Origin of the sequence: Rhodopseudomonas faecalis, from assembly GCF_003217325.1 — a bacterium.
In the GTDB taxonomy this organism is placed as follows: Bacteria; Pseudomonadota; Alphaproteobacteria; order Rhizobiales; family Xanthobacteraceae; genus Rhodopseudomonas; species Rhodopseudomonas faecalis.
The window spans coordinates 13,956-36,416 of the sequence record NZ_QJTI01000017.1 but is presented as its reverse complement, the minus strand read 5'-3'; the positions used below and the strand labels follow the sequence as shown (position 1 = coordinate 36,416).

Below are 22,461 nucleotides of genomic sequence, written 5' to 3'. Positions count from 1 at the left end.
GAAGTCGGACGGGATGTTGGTCTGGTGGCGTTTGCTACCTAATGCCGAATGAATGCATATTTGCCAATGCGTTCGATTAGGGATGCGGACTGAAGAATACGGAGATGTTCGGGATATCGATCTTTGATGAGCCAGAGATCGTCGAAGGTGTATGAATCCGAGTCACCTAGGTATGAGGCGAGGGTGTTGATCGCCCCGCGTTCAAGCCAATCGTGAACCAGCAATTGCGACGTCAAACCGTCTCGAAATAGCCAGTCGTGGTTGCCCATGACGAAGCGACTTTCGGGCCAGCGTCGGAGCGTCTCGCAAACGATTTCCATTGCTTGGCGACTGTCAGGCCCACGATCAACGATGTCTCCTAAGAAGTAGACGCGAGGGGGCTGCGGGGCTCGGGCTGACTGGTCATCGAGAAAGTCGATCAGGAGCCTAAGCAGGTCAGCGCGCCCGTGTACGTCGCCTATCGCGCATACCGTCGATGGTAGATTCAGCAGATTCATTGTTCGATCCGGAGCAGATGGGAGGTCTTGGGGAAAACCTTGCGCAGCAATTGCTGCGGAAAGCTTTGCATTGAGAAAGCGGTGGCCGCGGAGCCTGGCTCCCACCAGCTTCGCCACCTCTTCAGGTTAGACTCCATGTTCATGGTACGTTCTTGTGCGCCATGTCTGATCGACCTGCAAGCTGGCGTATGCCCACACCAAAGCAAATGGAGAGGCTGGCCGCCGAAGCACGTCGGAAAGGAGTTCCGGAGAGCCATACAGGGCACGAGATGCCCGCGGCGGACTGGCGAGCGGTCATTGCCGACCTCAAGCACAACCGCGCCCCGAGAGCCGTTTAATCCGGCAGTGTCTGTCCTCGCTGGCAGGGCAGATTCTCCGCATCTCATGCCTCCTGACCTTGTCCCTCGTGCTTAATCCAGTTTGAAGTTCGTTCTGGCCCTAACGAGGATCAGAGCATGAAGCGCAGTCGCTTTTCGGAAGAGTAGATCATCGGGATTCTGAAGGAGCACGAGGCTGGCGTTCCGGTCGCCGATCTGTGCCGCAAGCGCGGCGTCAGCGACGCCAGCATTTACAAGTGGAAGGCCAAATTCGGTGGAATGGACGTGTCGGAGGCCAAGCGGCTGAAGGCGCTGGAGGACGAGAACACGCGGCTCAAGCGGCTGCTGGCGGACGCCATGCTGGACAATGCAGCCCTGAAGGATCTTCTGGGAAAGAACTGGTGACGCCCGCGGCCAAGCGGAAAGCTGTCGCGCATCTCGTTGGCATTCACGGGATGAGCGAACGGCGGGCGTGTAAAGCCATCGGCTGCTGCCGCATGACAGTCAGATATCAGACGAGCCGGAGCGATGATGCCGGGCTGCGCCAACGTATGAGGGCGATCGCCCATGAGCGCCGGCGCTTTGGCTATCGGCGCCTCCACGTCATGCTCAAGCGTGAGGGCTACCACGTCAATCACAAGAAGCTGTTCCGGCTGTACCGTGAGGAGAAGCTCACAGTGCGTCGCAGGGGTGGCCGCAAACGGGCCCTCGGCACACGAGCACCTATGACTGTGCCGGTGCTCCCGAATGATCGCTGGTCGCTCGACTTCGTGTCGGATCAGATGACCGATGGTCGACGCTTCCGCACTCTGACTGTGGTCTACGACTGCACCCTACGGTACCGTTCCGGGGTTCTGTGCGTGGCAGAGAGCACGACGGTCTTATGGGGCGCCGTGACGTTCATTTGGGATGAAGTGCAGTCTTATGGGGTGCGCAAGACTGATGTCGTAGCATTGAAAACGAACGGAAGGCGGGCATTTCAGATGCCAGTCCATCGCGGCAATTCCGGACAACGATCACAGAAGTCGGAGCATTCCTTGCTCGGCGACTGCCAACGTACAGCCACTGCCTGACCCACGGGCAGCTCTTACGTAATTGTCTTCTTCTCAATGACGAGATTGACGCAAATCTCGCGATGCGGACCGTTGACTGTCATCCGTTCGCGAGGCGGCATCCTCTTTAACGCTCCGATATTATGTTTTAGAGAACACCTTTGTGACAAATCGCCTTTCGATGCTCGGCATATCCTTAAAGGAAGCCTCAATCCTTCCATGCCCCAGGACGAAAAATTCAGCCGCCGTCTGCTGTCGGCCACCGCTAACGATCTTGAAATCTTCATCCACCATTTGGTTTCGCTCGAAACCGAAAAGTACGTTGATCATGACCGGTACGGCGGCTCAGGAGACATGGGTCGGGACGTCGTCGGATTCTTGACAAAGAGCCGCCACGAGGGGGATTGGCACAACTTTCAATGCAAGCAATATCGCAGGCCGCTTGGAGCGTCATACATCTTCGAAGAGCTTGGCAAGCTGTTCTACTACAGCTCGCGTGGTCACTTCATCTTACCATCGAAATATGTGTTCGTGGTGCCGAACAATTTCGCACAGCCCGCCCGCGATCTTCTCGACCGGAAAAGTGAACTAAAGCGACGTTTAGTTCATGAGTGGGACTCTCTCTGCGCAACGAAGATTGCCAAAGGCGTCACGATTCCGCTTGATCAAGATATTCAATCGAAGATCGATGCATTCGACTTCTCGAACGTCGAGTCATGGGAGCATGGAAAGATCTTGACGCTTCCCAACGTAACGTACGCTGCAGCTAAGACTTTCGGAGACGATCCCGGAGAGGCTCCGCGAGGGATCGTTCCTTCTGTTGTCGATCCGTTGTCTGAACATTACGGCGAACAGCTACGCAACGTTTATTCCGAGCACGATGGTCAGATGTATCCGGACGTGACGTCAGTGCTGTCTCACCCCGATCACGGCGGTGACTTTCAGCTTCATCGGCGACGATATTTCGACGCTGTCGAATTCGAGCGACATTTCCGCGTGAAACTCGACAGTAAAAACGTGGACGATTATCGCGAGAACATGTTGGCGACTGTTTCAGATATCTACAAGTCGAAGGCGGGTCTCGATCGCGTTCGCTCCATCATGACCGCCGCCGGCGCGGCAAACGTAGGCGGCCTGTTTGATAGGCACTCGCGAGTGACCACTCTTGTTCGGCAAGGCACTTGTCACGTGTTTGCCAACGAAGGGATAATGCCTTGGTGGAAGGAAAAATGAAATCTTCGACCCAAGCAGATTTGTTCAACGGCGTCCTCGAAACGGGGATGCGCGCGCTCGTCATCCTGAATGCATTCCGGTCGATCGATTTGGATAGGGATGAATTGGGCTTGCTGGATTATTTCGTCGTTCACACGTCGCAAGCAGGCGGGCCGTCCGATATCCACCCCACTGGTCCATCGAGCTTCAGCGAATATCATATCCGCCGACGCCGTATAGATGATGGCATCCAGTTACTTCAAAGAATCCGCCTTATTGAGGTCGTGGCCGATCATGAACGAGGCATAGTCTTCCGAGCAGGGGATGACGCGCCAGCATTCGTAGACCTCCTCCGCACGACCTATAACCGAGAACTGGTGAAACGTTCTGAGTGGCTTCGCGAGCAATGCGCAGAAAACAGTTCATTTCTTAAAGGGCTGCGCTGCCTCATCGAACGTTGGTCAATTGAGTTTCAAGAGCGCGAAGCGCCGGGAGCGAGCGAATGACAGTACCACGATCCATTGTGATACTGCGTCTGAGTTTCACTGGAGCGGGTAAGCCTGTGGCTGCGCTTGACTTCGCTAGCGGGCTCAACTTGCTATATGGCGGATCCAATGCCGGAAAATCATTTGTTCTGAAGGCGGTCGATTTCGTCACCGGAAGCGGCGACGACTTCCCAGGAGTTAAAGAATCTCAAGATTACGAGAACGTCTTTTTGTCGTTCCGTCTCTTGCCTCAGGGGCGCACGGTCACAATTCGGCGCTCCATTCGCGGAGGTGGTGTCGACTGGTATGAGGGCGTGCAGAACGAGGGGGCCATCGAAGGCGTCAAGGCAGAAACGCTGCATCAGATCCATGGCAAGGGCCGCAAAGGCGCTGGTTCGCTTTCAGAGAGGCTTCTTGATCACATCGGAATCGGCGTCGCTAAAATCGCTTCCAACAAATCCGGTACTCCCGAAACCTTCACGTTCAGAAATTTCATTCCGTATGTCTTGGTGAACGAGGGGCGCATGCTTGGGGAGGACAGCCCACTCAAGCAGAGCAAACGTTCCAAGCCCGGCACCGACAAGAATTCGTTTCGTTTTATCCTCACTGGTTGCGACGACTCATCGATTGCTCGGACAGCGACGCCGCAGGAGGCTAGGGCATCAAAAGCAGGCAAGATCGAGCTCCTCGAAGGCATGCTGAGGGATGCAAATGCGAAGGTTGAAAGGCTCGCCGATACCCCCGAGTTTTCCGACGCGGACAAAGAAGCGCTGGAATCGCTTGGACGTCAGATAGCCGAGCACCAGATGAACCTTGATCGACTGCGTCTTCAGCGTCGACAAACCATGAATGACTTGGACTCCCTTCGGGCTGAAGCGAGCGAGCTCGACACAACAATTGTTCGCTACAATGATCTTGAAGATATTTTCCGTTCTGACATACGGCGATTGGAGGCGATCGAGGAGGGAGGATTCCTGCTTCGGCGGTTCGACGATCAACCGTGCCCGCTTTGTGGTGCTGAACCAAGTCATCAGCATACCTCCCATGAGCCTGAAGACCTCGAGAGACAACATCAGGCAGCCGTTATCGAAATGGCGAAGATCGATCGAGACAGTCGCGATCTTCGCGAGTTAATCATTTCGCTATCCGCGCGTTTGGATGGGCTGCGGGCGCGCGAAGAACGCCTAAATGCCGCGCTTGCGCAAACGGACGTAGGCATTCTCCATAATTCTCCAAAGGAGGCTTCACTTCGTCAGCAATACCTTGCCACGTTGTCACGCGCGGATGGGGGGCGATTTCGCGAGAACGCCGTCGCACAACGTGATGCCCTGCAACGGCAATTGGACGAGGTTCGGAAGGCAAGGAGTACGGTCAGGCGGGACGAAGAGGTACCAATGGGGATCGCCTCGAACATCGGGCATGAGCTCAGCATGATCGTCAAAGAAGTGCTTCAGAAATGGGAGTTTCCATTTGTAGAAGCAGTCCGATGGGACCCCGTATCAGACGACATTGAGGTCAACGGCTGGGCCCGTAAGACGAATGGCAAGGGTGTGAAGGCAATCTTTCACTCCGCGCTGAAGGTGGCCGTTTTGATTTATTGCCGCAGGAAGTCTTTGCCACATCCCGGCTTCATCTTCTTGGATTCACCACTTGTCACATACCGAAAGCCGATCATGTACGAGAAGCATGGTGAGTTGGCCGCCGACGAGCTTGCCGTTAGCCAAACCTCACTTGATCGCAAATTCTACGAACACCTGGCTTCAATCTCAGATCTCGGCCAATTCATAGTGATCGAAAACGCCGATCCTCCTTCTGGCACTGAGAAGCTCGCCCGGATCGAAGTCTTTTCCGGGCAGAATGGCGTCTATCGTCAAGGCCTCTTTCCACCTCTGTGAACACGGCCGCTGTCTCAAAAAGGTCTGTTTCAGGCCTAGTTCATTGAAAGTGAGGGTGTCTCTCACATCTCGTTGCCCAAGCACTCCCAGGCAACTCTCTCCATCGAGAGCATGCGCGCTGGCAGTGGGCGCGTTCCGGCCAGAAGTCTGCATAGTTCCCTCGATATCGGCGATCGTGCTAAATTATTTGAAGTTCTTCGACATCTTACGGCTTCGGCCTGATCAATATCAATGTCGTTGCCCCTTGGGCTTAATTCGCTCGGCCCAAGATGAGGACCTGATCATGAAGCGCAACCGCTTTTCGGAAGAGCAGATCATTGGGATTTTGAAGGAGCACGAGGCTGGCGTTCCGGTCGCCCATCTGTGCCGCAAGCGCGGCGTGAACGACGCGGCATTTACAGGTGGGCAACATTTACAGGTGGAAGGCGAAATTCGCGGAATGGACGTGTCGGAGGCCTAGCGGCTGAAGGCGCTGGAGGACAGAATACGCGAATGGAGCGGCTGTTTGTTGGCTGACGCCATGCTGGACAATGCAGCCCTGAAGGAGCGAACTGACCAGCAACGCTATCCTGGCATGGGCCGATAGCGCACGTCGATTGGCATTACATCGCACCGGCAAACCCACGCAAAACGTCTTCATCGAGAGTTTCAACGGCCGGCTCCGGGATGAATTGCTGAACGAGACGCTGTTTACGTCACTGGCCCAGGCCCGCATTATCCTCGGGTGTTGGCGCCCCGACTATACGCTCGCCCCCACTCGAAACTCGGATGGCAAACACCTTCCTTCGCCATCACCCTCCATCCGCACCACCTCCCGCCGCTCCACCGCCCCATCAGGGCGGCTCAACAGCCAGGAGCGAACTCGCCGCTGCATAAGACTTGGGGGCTATAGGTCAAAGTCGGGCGGGATATTGGTTTGGTGCCGTTTGCTACCCAATGCCAGAATGATTCCAGCTTCTCATTCAGCTAACCGAAGCTGCCCTATCTGAATGTGCGTTTCAAGTGCAGAAAATGTTGCGCGCGCACGTATATTTCTTCTGCAAAATCTACCTTTGGTTGACGTCGGAGTGTGCGCGTGGGTAGTGTAGAAAGCGGAGTGCAATTATTTGGTTGGTGTGCGAGTGAATGTCTCGTTTGGCCTTTACGACGTCCGCACGGATCAGCGCCATTGCAATCCGCTGTTGCGTGCCGAGTTCGACGATCATCGCAAGGCGATGATCGAAGGGGGGGCTGATTCGGGTCGACGCGATTTGACAGGCGCACCTGTCGAAATTGGCGATAGAAGCGGGCGGCGGCGCCGATGAAGTGGCTTAACTGGCGCGGCCTGTTTTCGGTCGGTTGTGCTCTGGCTATGCCAGCGGCAGCAATGCCTGCGCCCTCTCAGTCTCAGAGTGATTGTTCCGCTGACCAACGAGCGTTGTTCCTGAAGGCGATCCAACTTCCTAACGATTAGTCGTAAACGCCGCCGCTCTCCTATGTCAGCCAAGAAAGCCATGCCAACCTCTGCGTCTCCCAAGCTCGTCTCGGACGTTGCGCACGAGGCCGAAAGCCGGGCAGAAGCTGCTCCGGTTTTAGCTGAAACTCTGCTGGCCTTTGTCCTTGTAGCGAAATTCCTTGGCGTTCCTGCCGATCCCGCTCAGATCGTTCATGACCACGGCGCGCCCGGCGAGAGCTATCGCCTTGAGGATCTGGCTCGAATTGCCAAGCGATTGAAGATTGTCGCCCGCATCAAGTCCGTTGCCGTAGACGGCCTGGAGAAGGTTCCTCTGCCGGCGATCGCCGAGCTTCGAGACGATGAGTCCGTCATCCTTCTAAAGGTCGACAGGCAGCCGGACGGGACCCGCCTCCTTGTTCAGCGGGGTGCCGGGGATCGTCCGGAGGTATGGACGGAAGAGGATTTCTCCGTCCGCTTCGCCGGACGGCTCCTACTGATGACGACGCGCGAGCTGATGGCGGGCGCTGCCCGACCCTTCGACATCAGCTGGTTCATTCCGGCGTTGGTGAAATATCGTGGGCCGTTGCGCGACGTGCTGATTGGGTCGTTCTTCCTGCAGCTCATGGGGCTGATCTCGCCGATCTTCTTCCAGCTGGTCATCGACAAGGTTCTGGTGCATCAGTCATTGACCACGCTAGACGTGCTCGCGATCGGGCTTTCGGCCGTACTGATCTTTGAGACCGGACTTTCGGCCCTGCGCAACTGGCTGTTCGCGCACACGACCAATCGCGTCGACAGCGAGCTGTCGGCACAGTTGTTCCGGCACCTTCTCAATTTGCCACTGTCGTATTTCGAGGCGCGGCGTGTAGGAGACAGCGTTGCCCGGGTACGCGAGCTCGAGCGCATCCGGGAATTCCTTACCTCGAACGCCGTCACCGTAGTGATCGACCTGTTCTTCACCATCGTGTTCTTCGCGGTGATGTATGCCTATAGCCCGCTACTGACACTGATCGTCACGTTGTCGATCCCGCTCTATGTTGCGATTTCAGTCGTCGTGACGCCGCCGCTGCGCGCTCGCCTCGACGAGAAATTTCGTCGCGGTGCGGAGAACCAGTCGTTCCTCGTCGAAAGCGTCACCGGCATAGGGACGCTGAAGGCGATGGCGGTCGAGCCGCAAATGCGAGCAAAATGGGAGAAGCAGTTCGCGGGTTACACCAGCACTGGGTTTCAGGTCGCGACGCTGGCGAACTGGGGTAGCCATCTGATCCAGCTGGTCTCCAAGCTGACCACGGTCGCGATCCTGTTTTTCGGGGCGAAGGCGGTCATCGCCGGCGATCTCTCGGTTGGCTCTCTGGTCGCGTTCAATATGCTCGCCGGGCGTGTCGCCCAACCGATCCTACGCCTCTCTCAGCTCTGGCAGGATTTCCAGCAGGTCCGTATCTCCGTCGATCGTCTCGGCGACGTGCTGAACACCCCCGCCGAACCCGACCACAATCCTAACCGGGCGAGCCTCCCCCCGATCAAGGGCGGCGTGACCTTCGACCGGGTTCGTTTTCGCTATCGTCCGGATGCGCCTGAGGCCCTGCGTGGCGTCACACTTGCGATTAAGCCTGGCGAGATGATCGGTATTGTCGGTCCCTCCGGTTCGGGCAAGTCAACTCTCACAAAGCTGGTGCAGCGTCTCTATGTGCCGGAGCAGGGCCGGGTGCTGGTCGACGGCGTCGATCTCGCTCTTGTCGATCCCGCCTGGCTACGACGGCAGATCGGCGTGGTGTTGCAGGAGAACATCCTGTTCAATCGTTCGGTGCGGGAGAACATTGCGCTGGCCGACGTCACCTTGCCGATGGAAAGGGTGATTGCTGCCGCCCAGCTCGCCGGCGCGCATGACTTCATCCTGTCACTCTCGCATGGCTACGATACGGTGATCGACGAGCGTGGCGGCAACCTCTCGGGTGGGCAGCGTCAGCGCATGGCTATCGCCCGGGCGCTGATCGGCAATCCGCGCATTCTGATACTCGACGAGGCGACCAGCGCGTTGGACGCCGAGAGCGAGGACATCATTCAGCACAATCTCGCCGGCATCGCCCGGGGCCGCACCGTCATTATCATCGCCCATCGCCTGTCCGCCGTCCGCCAATGCAACAGGATCATCACGGTCGAAGCCGGCGAGATCACCGAGACGGGCGACCATGCGACGTTGCTGAAATCGGGAGGACGCTACGCCCAGCTCTACACCAAGCAGATGGGGCTCGGCACATGACCGCTTGGGTAGCCGATCGCTTTCCGACGCTCGCCAAGCACTGGGCGGTGCTGCGTGTGAGCTGGGGCATGCAGAACGAGGCCGATCGCAACAAGCGCCCGATCTCCGATCACGAGTTTCTGCCTGCAGCCCTTGAGATCATGGAGAAGCCGCCGAGCCCCGGCCTGCGCATGCTGCTGCTCATGACTTGCGCTTTCTTCACCATAGCTCTCATCTGGTCTGTCATGGGCTCGGTCGACGTAGTGGCCGTTGCCAGCGGCAAGATCATCCCGTCCAGCAAGGTGAAGACCATCCAGCCTATGGAAATCGGCTCGGTGCGCGCCATCCATGTCAGCAACGGCCAGCATGTTGAAGAGGGCCAGCTTCTGGTCGAGCTCGACCCGACACTCGCCACCGCTGACGAGGCGCAGGCGCGTCAGAACCTGCAGACTTCGAAGCTTGTGCAGGCCCGCAATGCCGCGCTGCTCGCCTATCTCGACGGCCGTCCCAGTGCCTTCGTCGCCCCTGATGACGCCCCCGCTTCGGCAGTGATGGTCGAAGAACAATTCATCCGCGCAAGCATCGCGGAATACGAGGCGCAGGTCGCGAGCCTGCGTGAACAGATTGCGCAGCGGGCGGCCGAACTCACATCGGCTGAAGTTGAAATCAACAAGCTCGAGCTCACTCTCCCGCTCGTCGATCAGTCGCTGGAAGGCCGCAGGCTGCTCACCAAACAGGGTAATTTCGCGCGCCTGAAGCTGCTCGAATATGAGCAGCAGCGCATCGAGCACGTCCAGAATATCGATGTGCACCGTGCCAATGCCGCGCGCGCGCGCGCGGCGATGATCGCGCTCGAGTCCGAGATTCGCAAGCTGCGCGAGACGTTTGGCAAGACCGCCATGACCGAACTCGTCCAGGCCCGCGACAAGGCGCAGCTTGCCGCTGAGGAGCTGCGCAAGACCACGCGCCGCCGCGAGTTTCTCCAGCTGCGCGCGCCGGTCGCCGGCACGGTGCAGCAACTTGCGGTCGCGACAATCGGCGGCGTCGTGCAGCCGGCGCAGCCGCTGATGCTGATCGTTCCTGACGGCACCGAGATCGAGGTCGAGGCCCATGTCCTCAACAAGGATGTCGGCTTCGTGCGCGAAGGCCAAGCCGTTCGGGTCAAGCTCGAGGCGTTCCCCTTCACCGACTACGGGCTCGTGCCAGGAATCGTCGAGGGCATCAGCCGCGATGCGATCGACCTCTCGCAAGCGAACGGGCCGCAGCGTGACGAGAAAAACCGGCCAATCCAGACCGGACTTGTCTATGCCGCGCGAATCCGCCTGCTGCAGACCAGCATCCGTATTGGCGACCGGCAGCAACTGCTTGGCCCCGGGCTCTCGGTGCAGGCCGAGATCAAGACCGGCGAACGACGGATCATCCAGTATTTGCTGTCGCCGATCACAAGAGCTCTCGACGAAGCAGGCCGGGAGCGGTGACGACCACCGGAACTCGGGACCTCCCGGTGTCGAGTGCAGACTTCCTCCCGACGCGAAGCATTTCGCTACTAATTAGCAAACGATCCCGGCTCTTGGACGGAGGCAGCTTCGGAGGTCCGCCGCGTGGCGATGATACCGGCAAGACCTACGCAGAGCACAACAGACTGACAAATTGCACAACTTTTCCCACTGTAGTGTTGATTTCATCTTGCGGTTGTATCAACCATAAGCTCCATGAAAACGGGTAGGGGTGGGAGAACATGCAGTCGCGAAGCGGCCGCCGCGAATTACCGGCTCTCGTGCGGGGGCACCAAGCGATGGTGCGCACGGTCGTCCGCCGGTCTTCGCGTCCTACCGAATGACAACGTCACGCCCGCCGGGCGGATTGAAAGACTGAGAGGGTATCCTGTGGCGACGAACAGCAACGAGCAAGCAGCAGCCGAGCAGCCAGGCCTGAACGGGATCAATGGCGGGGCTGCCGCCGAGCACGCCGCGCCAAAAGACCGGCCGCTTGATCCTGAGCTGCTTAGTCAGATCACCGCGTTTCGCACCAGGATCCAGGCCAGCGTCGGCGAGGTCGTGCTGGCGATGCTGAATCTTCCGCGTTATCGCAACCAGACACTCGCCGATGTCATGCATCTGGTGGTCGAGCCGATGATCCGCGACCGCATTGCCATCGCCAAATCCGGCGGCGATGGCAAGCTGGAGGAGACCGCCGGCATCGCGATCTGGGCCAGCGTCTCCGACGAGGTCGACGCCAAAATTCGTGAACAGATCCAGGCCCGCGTGTTTCCGGTCCGGCTCAAGGCCGAGGACTGGAATAGCGGCGACACCCATTGGCTGCTCGACGTCATCGCCCCCTCGCAAAAAGTCGCCACCGCGGTGCTGGCGAACTTCAAGCAGGTGGTGAAGGACAAGCCGGTGCGTATCCATCCCATCGTCAGCCAGTTGGTCGATCCGGCCGTGCTGGACAAGATGAAGGTGCGGCCGGTGGGAGAGGCGGGGGGGGGAAGTCTAGGAGCGCATAACGGTTTGGCGACGCGTACACTTCGAAAAGCGGCTGATTCGGATAGGGAATAGTTATGCAAGACGATGACCCATCGCTGCTTAGTGCAGACCTTGAGAATGCGCGATTTACGGCGCTCGTGGCGCTTCCCGCGCAGGCTCGTCTTGCTGAGATGCGGTTAGTCGAAGAGATCAAGAACCTGTTTCCGCGCAGTACGGCTTCCATCGGCGTTGTGCGGTCTGATGGAATCGATCAGCCGAGCTTGGTCTTTCCCTGGGGGGATATGCTTGTCGCAATCGTTGCTTTGCCCTTTTCAATACCAGCCGAGACCGTGCGAGCGGCACTGGGGAATGAATTGATATGGAACGGGGCGGCCGACGCGTTCTCCCGATCGAAGGCACATCTGCTCGTCAGCGTGATGGGTCTCGGCAAGGATTTCGAGATAAGTCGCCTCAAGGCATTTCGGTTGACCGTTACTGTCGCTGCACTTTGCGGACTCGGAAACGCGTTGGGGGTCTTTTGGACCGCTTCGGAGAGCGTCATCGAGCCCGGACGTTTCGTGCGCGTGGCGCGGGAGGCAAACGAAACCACGCCGCCCGCGGACCTTTGGATTTCTCCGCGGTTCTTTCCCGGCTTCGTCTCAGCAGATCATCTGGTTTGCCGAACGAGCGGCCTGATTCCGTTCGCTGGTCGTGAACTCGAATGCGGCCCGGTGTCGCTCAATCCAGGTGATCTTGCCGGTCTTGTTCTCGGCATTGCGCGCTACATCGTTCATAGCGGCGCCAAATTCGAGGACGGAGCGAGTATCTCGGATGGCGGAAATCCCATCGGAACCATACGATACGAAGTATCGCGTTTTGACGGCGTCGATACCCAAGTGCTGAAACTCCAACTTGCGGAGCGCGGGTGATGAACACTGGCATCATGGATTTAATCCACGGAAACATGCCAGGCAGCAAGCCGAGAGCAAAGCCGCCGCGCCTCTATCTGGGCTCGCCCGAAAAGTTCATCGATATCGACGACGAGGACGTGTTCCAGAAGACAACGATTCCAGAGATGGAAGCCCGCGGATGGAATGCGATCAGTATGGAGCCTCAACACCTCATTCAACCGGTCCCGCCGGCACGGCAGCACGATGACCCGGTTCGCCACTATTTGCTCGGCATCGACGGCAGGATTTCCTGGCCGCGAGCACGTCCACAACATCATATTCTCAAGTTTCAAAAACGTGTGAAGCCACGTTCGAGCGAGCAAGATGCCAGCTCGAAACTTTGGCGCTATTTCCACCCGGAGGGCTGGAAATGCGGCGATCCTGAGATCGGGTCGAAGGACTACGACGAGGCGCAGCGGGCGCTGTCCGAGTTGGTGCCACGATACGGGCTGTTCCGAAAGGGGCTTTATACCGACATTGGATACGAAAGTTTTGTCAGCGACGACCGTGGGCGCGGCATGCTGAAGGTCGTCAACACGGCTTTTAAAGACGCCATCGAAGCCGTTGAGCCGCGCATTCATCACTTCTTTCCCTATGAAATTCGGTGTGACGACGGTCGCATTGCCGAGGATTACTGGATTTTCGTGCATCGCGGCAGCGTACGTGCGATCGACCCGATCGCATCGTGCTTCATCGAGAAATTTCGCGACGATGGGACATCTTATTTTTCGAGTTACGTCCCTTGGATGCATACCGAGGCGGCGGAAAATCGGATCGTCGTGCGGGCCGACGCGATGGCTGGGCGCCATTACGCTGTCGATGACGCGCTTAGTAGTGACCGGCCGATCATCTCCGCTGCGTTGGCCGAAAGGCTTCGGCCGATCCTCTGGAAGAACCAAACACCTGTTCCTGTCATCACACGGAATGGCTGACAATGGCCAGCACGATTTACGATCTTAGCGGCGCTTATGCCGACTCGACGCAAACGAGCTTTATTGGTGCAGTCGATAATAAGTTTGAAAAACTGCGGCAGTGGGCTAGTGCGCCCCAGGGGCATCATATTATTCCGCAGTCATTTCTGACTGGCTCCACCGTCGATCTCGATGTCCAAACAATGTTGAGGGCGCTGACAGAAAAAGGTTTGTTCAGCGTTCGAGATTCGATCCAAAACTGCATTAGCCTTCCGACCAACCAAGCTGATGCAAATGCCACGATGATGGCATTACATAATCCAGGTGATAGTCATCCAGCCTATCGTGGATACTTAAATACGTTGCTGAGGCAAATTTATACCGAATACTTTGCACCCGGAAGTTCCGTGATTGACGCTCCGGTTGATAAGCTGAAGGCGGCTGCTGCAGATATCGCCGGCTTACAGAATTATGTTGCCGAGAGGTTGTCGATGGGCGTCGACCCGGAAACGGGCAAACCCACGAGCACTGACATCAAGTTGTCATCAGGCGATACCCGGACCGGTCAGGACAATCGGTCGCTGACGCTTGACATAAGAAAGATCCGCGAGACTCAAAGCTTCATGCGTGGCCAATCTGCCTTTTCGGCCGCGCTTAACGCGGCCGATAGCGCAGCGGCACGTGCGGTACTGATCGCGGCACGGGTGGCGCAAGACACGGCAATCGCGAGATTCATCGGCCAGATCAAGGCGGGCCAAACGATCGTCGGTGACGATGGCGAGTCCGGGGGAAAGAGTTCCGGCAACAAAAATTTATACGGACTTCTGACGAAGTTCGGAAAGGTGCTCGGCTGGATTGGCCTCGGAGAGAGCGCTGCCAATGTCATCATCTCGGCCTACAAGGGCGGTGCCACTGGCTTTTGGAATGCGCTTTACGAAGAGGGCCAGGGATTTGCGGTCGGTGCTGCGATTGGCGTCGCGGCGATAGGCATAACGTGGGCAATTCCCGTGGCTGCCCCCGTCATTGCCGGAATCGGCGTGGTCCTGACGGCCGTCGGCGTCGTCAGCATGGGTATCCATATTTATGAGATGCTGACAGCGGTTGATAGCGGAAAAGCTCCGAATCCGGTGAGCGACTCAGTACTAGGAGTTCAACAAGACCGCGCGCCGGATTTCCTTGCAATGATGGCAGAGTCGACTCCTGTCGAAGGCAAAACGATTCTCGCTTTCGGCTCAAGGGAGACAACGGGCACCAACGGCAACGATTTAATATTCGCGGCGAATGTCAACGATGTGGACGCCGGCGAGGGTAATGACATCGTATTCTACTATGGGGCGGATTCCAAAAGTGGAACCGCTCGAGGCGGTTCGGGCAACGATTGGGTCATCGCTGCCGGCGGTCAGAACGCTACCACGGTTGGCGGTACCGGTCGCGACTGGATCTACAACCGCTCCAACGGCGGCATCATCTACGGCGATACGATCGACGGGATCGATCCTGTCACCGGCCGGAAGGTCGAAGACTCCGCCGCCAACGCCGACAACATCTGGTACTCGGCCAATACCAAGGTCATGGATGCGCAGCATCATGACGTGCTCAAGTTCTATGGCCTGACGCTCACCGGCGGCAATGCCGAGGGCGGCGTGGCCGGTCTGCTGGCGTTCGGCGGCATCGGGGCGGTCACCGGCCTGGCCAATTTCTACAGTTCGCTGGATGCCAACGGCAAATACGATCCGGCGCGCTCGGTCTAGTTCGATCACCTGTTTCCCTGGATGACCTATGTGTTCCGGCCCAACGGCAATGGCGGGCTGGACATGTATATCACCAACCAGTTCGACCAGCTGTTTACCGCGGTGTTCGGCGGCACCGCGAGCGACGCCTACAAGGCGCAGCAGGCGCTGGATTCCCAGGGCATCCTGAAGGGCTGGATGAAGGTCGAAAACTTCGACCTGGTCGGCAGCTTCATCGGCTTCCAGCAGGCGGAGCTGACCGGGCAGGGCACCTTCGGCATGGTGTTCAAGGCGGTCAATCCGATTGCCGATCTGATGACGCTGCTCGAACCGCTGCTCGGGATCTACGGCATCGCGATGGCCGCGCAATATGGCGGCAACGTGCTGATCGATCAGGCGGCGACGCTGGCCGCCGCCGCGACGCGCTTCGCCAAGGGCCTGAAATGGGCCGAAGGCGCCGATCCTCTGGTGATCGATCTTGACGGCGACGGCATCGAGACAACCGAGATCGCCACCAGCCAGGTGTATTTCGATATCGACAATGATCTGTTCGCCGAGCGCAGCGGCTGGCTCAGCGGCGATGACGGCTTTCTGGTCCGCGACGTCAACGGCAATGGCCGGATCGAGGATATTTCGGAGATGTTCGGCGGCGTCGGCCAGTCCGGCTTTGCGCAGCTGTCGCAGTTGGATTTCAACGGCGACGGCAAGATCACGCGCGCCGACGTGCTGTGGTCGGAGTTGAAGGTCTGGCAGGACTATGACCGCGACGGCGTCACCGATCCCGGCGAGTTGAAGACGCTCGACCAGCTCGGCATCGTCACCCTCGATCTCGCCGCCGCCGCGATCGACATCACCACCCCGCAGGGCGCGCGGCTGACCGGCGTCGGCGACGTCACTTTTGAGACCGGCGCAGTGCGGCATCTCTACGACGCGATTCTGGCCTCCAACGATACCGATACCAAATACGCCGGCGAGTCCGGCCACGCCGCCTGGCAGTCCAATTCGACGCTCGACGTCAAGGGCTTTGGCCGCGTCACCAACCTCGCGGTTGCGATGGCCAACGATGTCGGCTTCAGCGAATTGGTGACGTCGACCGCCGCTGCGATGACCACGCCGAAGCTGCGCACGCTGGTGGCGCAGGCCGGCAGCGTGCTCGGCGCCTGGGGCGAGGCGCTGGAGCAGACCCGCGAATTGACGCCGGTGCTGGTCGGCACCGATGCCGGCGGCAAGGCGGTGCTGCTCGACCGCGGCGTCTATGTCGAGGACGCCGACGGCGGCTACTGGACGCTCGCCTCCGGCGCGCCGGTGCGGGACGCGCAGGGCAACGCGATTGCGCGGGCGACGCTGCAGGAGGTGCTGCCGCAGGCCGCGGCGTCTGGCGCCGGCTGGCGGCTCGAGCAGACCTGGTCGCCGTCCGGCCGCGACCACGCGCTGAGCGATCGCGATGCCGCGCCCTATCTGATGCGCGTCGAGAACGGCCGCGCCGTGATTCTCGACTACGGCATCGAACAGGCCGACGGCAGTTGGAAACTGGCGTCCGATTTCGCCACCAGCTACGCCAGCAAGGACGCCATCCTGGCGCTGGCGCATCCGACCGGCACCGAATGGCGCACCGAGCAGCTCGGCTTCAATCCTTACGCCAACCTTCCGGTCGACCGCATCGGCGTGCGCTTCACCGACGGCATAGCGGTCGACTACACCGTCGAGGTTACCGACCAGGACGGCAGCTTCTATGTCTGGGCGCGCAATCTCGATCGCGCGCTGCAGCTCGAATGGAAGACCGGCGACAGCCGCGAATTTAATCTGCGCAATTACGCGATCGATTTCGACACGCTCGACGAGGTGAATTCCACCGACGATTCCACCTACCGCGTCGAAATGCTGACGCCGGCTCAGTTTCATTTCGCGACCTCGCTCGGCGGCATCGATTTCCGTCCCGAGATGCTGACGGCGCAGCTCGACAATGCCACCGGACACATCGCCTACGCGGTCGGTCCCGGCGGCAGCGCCAATCTGTCGACCGATCCGGCGCAATACGTCTCCGGCATCGCTACCATGATCGACATGCTGCAGCCGGTGATGGAGCAGTATATCACCACATCGCGACGCTACGCGGTGCGCCTCGCCATGCAGGGCGGGCTCAAGGAATTTTTCCAGGGCGTCAGCTACGACGTCGCCTCCGACAGCTACAAGCCGACCACCAACCGCGAACTCGCGCCGCTGTTCGAGGCGATCTTCCGCGGCGCGCCGGCCAGCAACGCCGACGATGCCGTGCTGGATTATCTCACCGAGTGGAACGGGATCCTGGCGCAGGTCTATCCGGATTATCATCCCTCGGGCGAAGGTAATCTCGGCGGCTCGACGCTCACCGTCGACCAGGCCTTCATCATGCAGATGCTGCTGCCGGCGTTCGAGACCGTCGGCATCGATCTCGACATCCGCGGCGTGGCGCACGCGCTGTCGATCAGCGAAGAGCGCATCATCACCCACGCCGCCGACGCGACCGTGGTCGACGGCACCGATTCGATCGACTACTTCTATATGACGGCGGGCAACCAGACGCTGCGCGGCGGCCGCGGCGCCGACTACTACTTCGTCGGTCGCAATTCCGGCGCCGATCTCATCGACGACAAGGACTATGGCGACGCCGACCAACTGCGCTTCAGCGATGTGCTGTCGAGCGACGTCAAGGCGATCCGCGACGGCGAGGACCTGATCCTGCAGATCCGTGGTCGCACCGACACGATCCGCCTGACCGACCAGTTCCTCGGCGAGCTCAACGAACTGCTCTCCAACGGTAAGCGGATGGATTCCGGCGTCGATTCCATCGTGTTCGCCGACGGCGTGGCCTGGGATCGGTTCCGGATGTCGATGGAGGTGCTCGACAAGGATCGCGCCGCCGGGCTGTACAACGACAGTCTGATCGGCTCGGGCTCCGCCGACATCCTGTGGGGCGGCAAGGGCAACGACTATATGAGCGGCGGTGCCGGGGGAGATATCTATATCTTCCAGGCCGGCGACGGACAGGACGTCATCGACGATCTCGGCACCTTCTCCTTCGGCGCGGTGAAGGCCGGCCTCGACGTGCTCAGCTTCAAGGGCGGCATCACCGCCGAAAATCTGAAACTGATCCGCGACGGCGAAAGCGGCAACCTCAGGATCATCTTCCTCGACAATGACGGCAATGCCACCGGCGACACGCTGGAGATCGTCGGGCAGTTCTCCGGCATCAGGACCGGGCTCGGCCTGTTCTCGGACCTGCTGGGCAGCAGCGACGGCCTCGACTACGTCGCCCCGAACATGATCGAACGCTTCCTTTTCGATGATGGTACCGGCCTCGATTTCCAACAGGTCTTCGAGCAGGTGCTTCAGAACGCCAAGACGACGGGCGACGACGCGATCTACGGCATGCTCAACGTCAACAAGCTTGACGGCGGGACGGGCGATGACTTCCTGTCGGGGAAGGAAGGCGACGACACCTATATCTACGGTCGCGGTTACGGTCGGGACGTAATCATCGACAACTCGCCTCCCGCGCTGTTCGATCCGCCTCAAAAGGACAAGCTTCAGTTCATCGATGAGATACGCTGGACCGACCTTGACTTCCTGCGAGACGGCCCAACCGATACGCTGCGGATGCGTGTCAAGGGTACGAACGACGAGGTCGTGCTGGAGGACTTCCTTGTCATCAGCATATTTGGTTTCGCCAACATCATCGAGGACATCGTCTTTGGCGACGGCACAACCTGGACTGGCTTCAAACTCGCACAGCACTATATCGATATCGCGAAAACCAGCGCTGACGATACCATCTACGGCTACGAGGAATTGTCGGATTCTATCGATGGCGGCGCTGGCGACGACCGTCTAATCGGCTTCGGCGGTAACGACGTTTATCATGTCGCGATCGGAGAGGGGGACGACGTTATCCTCGACAGCTCGGGTCATGATCAACTGATCTTCTCGGGCATTGCTACGGTCGACGTCGAATTTACCCGTACCGCGCTCGACCTGATCATCACTGTCCGCGCAACAGGTCAGCGTTTCGTGCTGGAAAACCAGTATGTGCGCGACGAAAGACAGACTTATGCGGTTGAAAACCTTGTCTTCACCGACCGCACGGTATCGTTCACCGATGTGAATGCCGAGGACATTGACCTTGTCGGCGTTAACGGTGATGACATCATCACCGGCTCGAACTTTAGTGAAGTCCTCGACGGTAGGGAGGGTAACGACACTCTGATCGGCGGTGACGGCGGTGACATCTACAAGTTCGACGCCGGTTACGGTCAGGACGTCGTGCTCGATCGGCGGGTGCGAGCGAGCTGGCAAGACCGCCGTGGGGTTCGCGTGCCTATCGATGACGTGGTGGAATTCGGCAGCGCCATCACCCGCGACAACATCGTCTTCACCAAGGACGGCATTGACCTCCTGATTTCGATCAACGGGCGCGCCGATACCTTGCGCATCAGAAATCAGTTTCGCGACGCAGAAGATGGTGTCGAGCTTTTTCGTTTTTACGATGGATCGACCATTAAAATCTCCGACGTCGAGGAGCTTCTGCAGATTGCCGGAGGCAACCGCGGCGACAATATCCTCACCGGTCTTTCCAATCAGGAGAATGTCCTCGACGGTCGCCAGGGCGACGATACTCTCTACGGTGGCAACAGAACTGATACTTACGCCTTCTCGGCCGGCTATGGCTTCGACCATATCATCGAGAAGACAGACGCAGCTGGCGTCATCGACCATGTTGTCTTCGGTGCCTCCGTCCGGGTCGAAGACATCATCATCTCCCGCAACGGCAACGATCTCCTCATCGACCTCGGTAATGGTGTCGACGTCCTGACGGTCGTGAATGGGCTTTCGACCACCCGTGTCGAACAGTTCGAATTCGCCGACGGGCGGACTCTGTCCATCGAGTCGATCATCGATCGAATGCTGATGGGCACGGCTGCTGACGATCATCTGATTGGCTTCGACAACCGCAACGACACCCTGTCGGGCGGCGCTGGCTCCGATGCGCTCGAAGGCGGCCTTGGCAACGACACCTAACGCCTCGCTGATCAGGACAGTGCCGATGATGGCCAAAGCAGTGTTAACTAGTATGGCCTCAATCTAGGCCGACGGCGGTGTCATTCGATGTGCGCACCTTGTCGACGCCGTATTAGCCGTCCTACGCAGACATCCGGCATTAGGTAGCAAACGCCACCAGACCAACGCCCCACCCGACTTCATAATGGCCCCATCTATATTTGGGGCGTTCCAATGGATGTTGTTCGCGAACTGTGCAGCAAGCACGATGAACTGAGGTCTGTTCGTCAGGAATTGATTGACCAAATTGCGAAGATCGACCGTGACATCGCGGCGATTGATACGGTTATCCAGATCTACAAACCAGACCACACGCTGACAAAATCAAAAACGCGGCGTTCTAGCACGCGCGGCACGTTCCTTGGTGGATTGTTCGCCGACGATAATCTGTCCGCGCGCATCCTGAATACGCTCCGCCTCGCACAAGTGCCAATTTCGTCCCATGAATGCGCGATCCGGGTGGCCTTGCAAAAGAACGTTCCAGAAGACGACCCCAGAATGCCGGAGATCGCGAACAGGGTTGCAATCTCATTGTCCGGTCTCGCAAAGCGCAGTCGCGTCGAGCCGATCAGAGGCGACGGCCGATCCCTCCTATGGAAGGTCGCGGCGTAGTGGCCAAGGACTACGACTGGCTTGATGCGGTCTCGATGTGCTGACGAGCTTTTGGTGATCGCAGCACCTTTGTCGGTACGTTATACTCGTCTGTACACTTTCTTCCGCGGAAAATACGAATCGTTGCGGTCTTTTGGCGCCTCAATTCATCGCAAAGGACATCCGCTTGACCTCCCAAAAACACTCGTGAATATCATCTTCAAGCAGAAGTGTGACGACTGGTCCGTCTGGGAATCCACTTAGCTCGACACACATTACGCGGAATTGCATGTCCTTCTTCGGTTTCAAGTCGAAACCGCACTTATGGCCCAAGAACCCCATGTAACCGTCAAAATACGCTGGCGGCGTATTCCAGCGATTTCGATTCCTCTTCATTCAAAAGACTTCCCGAGTTTTTTGCGATAGCGTAACCCGATTATTGTGGGCGTGATTATCCCGTCCACACAAGATCGTCCGGCTTGTTTCCCTGCCAGTATCCGCAGAGATTGCGCGACGTCGGATGCGCCAAGGCGCGCTTCAGCATCTCGAGAACGTGCCCTCCATTGCCAACACGCCGGCGATCTTCGCGCCAGGCCAGTTCGGCGGCATACCAGTCGAGGTACTTCATCGAGAACCGGTGATGAATCCCACGGTACGATCGTCGGACGCGAGAGAAGAAGCTCTCGATGATGTTGGTCGATACACCAAAGCCGTGCTGGTACGCCTCCGAATGGTTCACGCGGGTCAGCGGATTCAAGCCGCAAAGTTCGTCGTAGGCCAGATGCTCGTCCGCGTAGACGTGGGCCTTCCGGGACACGTGTGACCGGACCATGTCCCATGCGCAATCGGAGTTCTCGCTCAGGGTAACGCGGGTCAGCGTCTGGCCGGAGGAATCCCGCTCCCGGACTGCCATGACGACCACGCGCTTCGGCGACTGAATCTTACGTCGGTCCTCCCGATCTTCCTTGCGGTTCTCGGGGCGGATGTGACCGGCGAGATACATGCCGTCGATCTCGACCTGGCCATCGAGCTGCATCTCCTCACGTCGAGCCGCCAACGCCTCTCTCAGCTTCATAAGGTTGTGCCATGCGGTCTTCGTCTGGACCCCAAGCTCTCGGGCAACCTGCAGCGCAGCCTTGCCTTTCGCGGCATTGGCCGACATGGCGATGACCGCCAGAATCTGCCGAAACTTCAGCTTCCGGCTGGCAAAGATGGTGCCGCTGGTGACGGTAAACTCCTTGCGGCATTCCTTGGCCGAGCATTTGAAGCGGCTGCCACGAGCAAGCTCGTAGCACCGCAGATTGCCGCAGGAAGGGCAATACGGCTCGCCGTTGGTTTCCGGCCAGCGGGCTCGCTTGAACCAGCGATACGCCCCAGGCTCGGTCATTCGCATGACCTTCTGAAGCGGCAGATCACGAGCGTCTTTGGAGAGGAGGAAATGCTGTCCCATCAGCACTTCCTCCGAAAGGAAGCAAATCGGTCAGCAACGTATGGACCAGCCCCCGACGACGATCGTCAGGGCAGCACCTCGAAGAGGATGATGGGAGAACATGGGAAACCTTCGTTCGATACGCAGAACACAGCAGTC

The 22,461-nt window shown here is 58.7% G+C and carries 13 protein-coding genes and 3 pseudogenes; 14 read left to right on the top strand and 2 right to left on the bottom strand.

Going from position 1 to position 22,461, the window contains the following annotated elements; all coding sequences use genetic code 11:
- Positions 1-38: 38 nt before the first annotated feature.
- Complete coding sequence (locus BJ122_RS13465; RefSeq protein WP_210205457.1) at positions 39-614, bottom strand: metallophosphoesterase; 576 nt, start codon at positions 612-614, stop codon at positions 39-41.
- Between the two features lie 368 nt (positions 615-982).
- Between BJ122_RS13465 and BJ122_RS13460 the strand changes: the two are divergent.
- The 14 genes and pseudogenes from BJ122_RS13460 to BJ122_RS13400 all read left to right on the top strand — a co-directional run.
- Positions 983-1,647: pseudogene (locus tag BJ122_RS13460) on the top strand (transposase); the annotation flags it as partial.
- Between the two features lie 438 nt (positions 1,648-2,085).
- Positions 2,086-3,099 carry an ABC-three component system protein gene (locus tag BJ122_RS13455; protein WP_110781553.1) on the top strand — a complete coding sequence of 338 codons (1,014 nt, stop codon included), beginning with the start codon at positions 2,086-2,088 and terminating at the stop codon, positions 3,097-3,099.
- Positions 3,096-3,584 carry an ABC-three component system middle component 2 gene (locus tag BJ122_RS13450; protein WP_110781552.1) on the top strand — a complete coding sequence of 163 codons (489 nt, stop codon included), beginning with the start codon at positions 3,096-3,098 and terminating at the stop codon, positions 3,582-3,584. Before BJ122_RS13455 ends, BJ122_RS13450 begins: the two co-directional genes overlap by 4 nt.
- 56 nt (positions 3,585-3,640) lie before the next feature.
- The gene (locus tag BJ122_RS13445) at positions 3,641-5,458 is read left to right on the top strand and encodes a coiled-coil domain-containing protein (RefSeq protein ID WP_146227193.1); all 1,818 of its coding nucleotides are present in this window, start codon (positions 3,641-3,643) and stop codon (positions 5,456-5,458) included.
- Positions 5,459-5,741: 283 nt separating this feature from the next.
- Positions 5,742-5,915: pseudogene (locus tag BJ122_RS19915) on the top strand (transposase); the annotation flags it as partial.
- Between the two features lie 88 nt (positions 5,916-6,003).
- Positions 6,004-6,350, top strand: a pseudogene (locus BJ122_RS19910) (integrase core domain-containing protein); the annotation flags it as partial.
- A 601-nt stretch (positions 6,351-6,951) separates the two neighbouring features.
- On the top strand, positions 6,952-9,153 hold the full coding sequence (locus BJ122_RS13435) for a type I secretion system permease/ATPase (RefSeq protein WP_110781585.1): 2,202 nt from the start codon (positions 6,952-6,954) through the stop codon (positions 9,151-9,153).
- Complete coding sequence (locus BJ122_RS13430) at positions 9,150-10,610, top strand: HlyD family type I secretion periplasmic adaptor subunit (protein WP_110781549.1); 1,461 nt, start codon at positions 9,150-9,152, stop codon at positions 10,608-10,610. Before BJ122_RS13435 ends, BJ122_RS13430 begins: the two co-directional genes overlap by 4 nt.
- A 408-nt stretch (positions 10,611-11,018) precedes the next feature.
- Positions 11,019-11,690 carry a toxin-activating lysine-acyltransferase gene (locus BJ122_RS13425; RefSeq protein WP_110781548.1) on the top strand — a complete coding sequence of 224 codons (672 nt, stop codon included), beginning with the start codon at positions 11,019-11,021 and terminating at the stop codon, positions 11,688-11,690.
- A 2-nt stretch (positions 11,691-11,692) separates the two neighbouring features.
- Entirely contained in the window at positions 11,693-12,526 is an 834-nt protein-coding gene (locus BJ122_RS13420) for a DUF4261 domain-containing protein (RefSeq protein ID WP_110781547.1), read from the top strand.
- Positions 12,526-13,479 (top strand): imm11 family protein, encoded by a 954-nt coding sequence (locus BJ122_RS13415; protein ID WP_110781546.1) that lies wholly within the window; start codon positions 12,526-12,528, stop codon positions 13,477-13,479. Before BJ122_RS13420 ends, BJ122_RS13415 begins: the two co-directional genes overlap by 1 nt.
- Positions 13,480-13,481: 2 nt before the next feature.
- Positions 13,482-15,209, top strand: a complete 1,728-nt coding sequence (locus tag BJ122_RS13410) for a hypothetical protein (protein ID WP_110781545.1) — start codon at positions 13,482-13,484, stop codon at positions 15,207-15,209.
- Positions 15,210-15,230: 21 nt separating this feature from the next.
- Positions 15,231-20,243 carry a calcium-binding protein gene (locus BJ122_RS13405; RefSeq protein ID WP_110781543.1) on the top strand — a complete coding sequence of 1,671 codons (5,013 nt, stop codon included), beginning with the start codon at positions 15,231-15,233 and terminating at the stop codon, positions 20,241-20,243.
- A gap of 213 nt (positions 20,244-20,456) precedes the next feature.
- Positions 20,457-20,894, top strand: coding sequence for a hypothetical protein (locus tag BJ122_RS13400; protein ID WP_110781541.1), 438 nt, complete (start codon positions 20,457-20,459; stop codon positions 20,892-20,894).
- A gap of 430 nt (positions 20,895-21,324) precedes the next feature.
- On the opposite strand, the gene BJ122_RS13390 is transcribed toward BJ122_RS13400, so the two are convergent.
- Entirely contained in the window at positions 21,325-22,323 is a 999-nt protein-coding gene (locus tag BJ122_RS13390) for an IS1595 family transposase (RefSeq protein WP_110781537.1), read from the bottom strand.
- Positions 22,324-22,461 lie beyond the last annotated feature (138 nt).

What these genes read in the sequence shown, in the direction of transcription:
- BJ122_RS13390 (WP_110781537.1), bottom strand. Translation starts at nt 22,323, where the DNA reads ATGGGACAGCATTTCCTCCTCTCCAAAGACGCTCGTGATCTGCCGCTT.
- BJ122_RS13420 (WP_110781547.1), top strand. Translation starts at nt 11,693, where the DNA reads ATGCAAGACGATGACCCATCGCTGCTTAGTGCAGACCTTGAGAATGCG.
- BJ122_RS13400 (WP_110781541.1), top strand. Translation starts at nt 20,457, where the DNA reads ATGGATGTTGTTCGCGAACTGTGCAGCAAGCACGATGAACTGAGGTCT.
- BJ122_RS13435 (WP_110781585.1), top strand. Translation starts at nt 6,952, where the DNA reads ATGCCAACCTCTGCGTCTCCCAAGCTCGTCTCGGACGTTGCGCACGAG.
- BJ122_RS13415 (WP_110781546.1), top strand. Translation starts at nt 12,526, where the DNA reads ATGAACACTGGCATCATGGATTTAATCCACGGAAACATGCCAGGCAGC.
- BJ122_RS13450 (WP_110781552.1), top strand. Translation starts at nt 3,096, where the DNA reads ATGAAATCTTCGACCCAAGCAGATTTGTTCAACGGCGTCCTCGAAACG.
- BJ122_RS13455 (WP_110781553.1), top strand. Translation starts at nt 2,086, where the DNA reads ATGCCCCAGGACGAAAAATTCAGCCGCCGTCTGCTGTCGGCCACCGCT.
- BJ122_RS13410 (WP_110781545.1), top strand. Translation starts at nt 13,482, where the DNA reads ATGGCCAGCACGATTTACGATCTTAGCGGCGCTTATGCCGACTCGACG.
- BJ122_RS13430 (WP_110781549.1), top strand. Translation starts at nt 9,150, where the DNA reads ATGACCGCTTGGGTAGCCGATCGCTTTCCGACGCTCGCCAAGCACTGG.
- BJ122_RS13405 (WP_110781543.1), top strand. Translation starts at nt 15,231, where the DNA reads ATGACCTATGTGTTCCGGCCCAACGGCAATGGCGGGCTGGACATGTAT.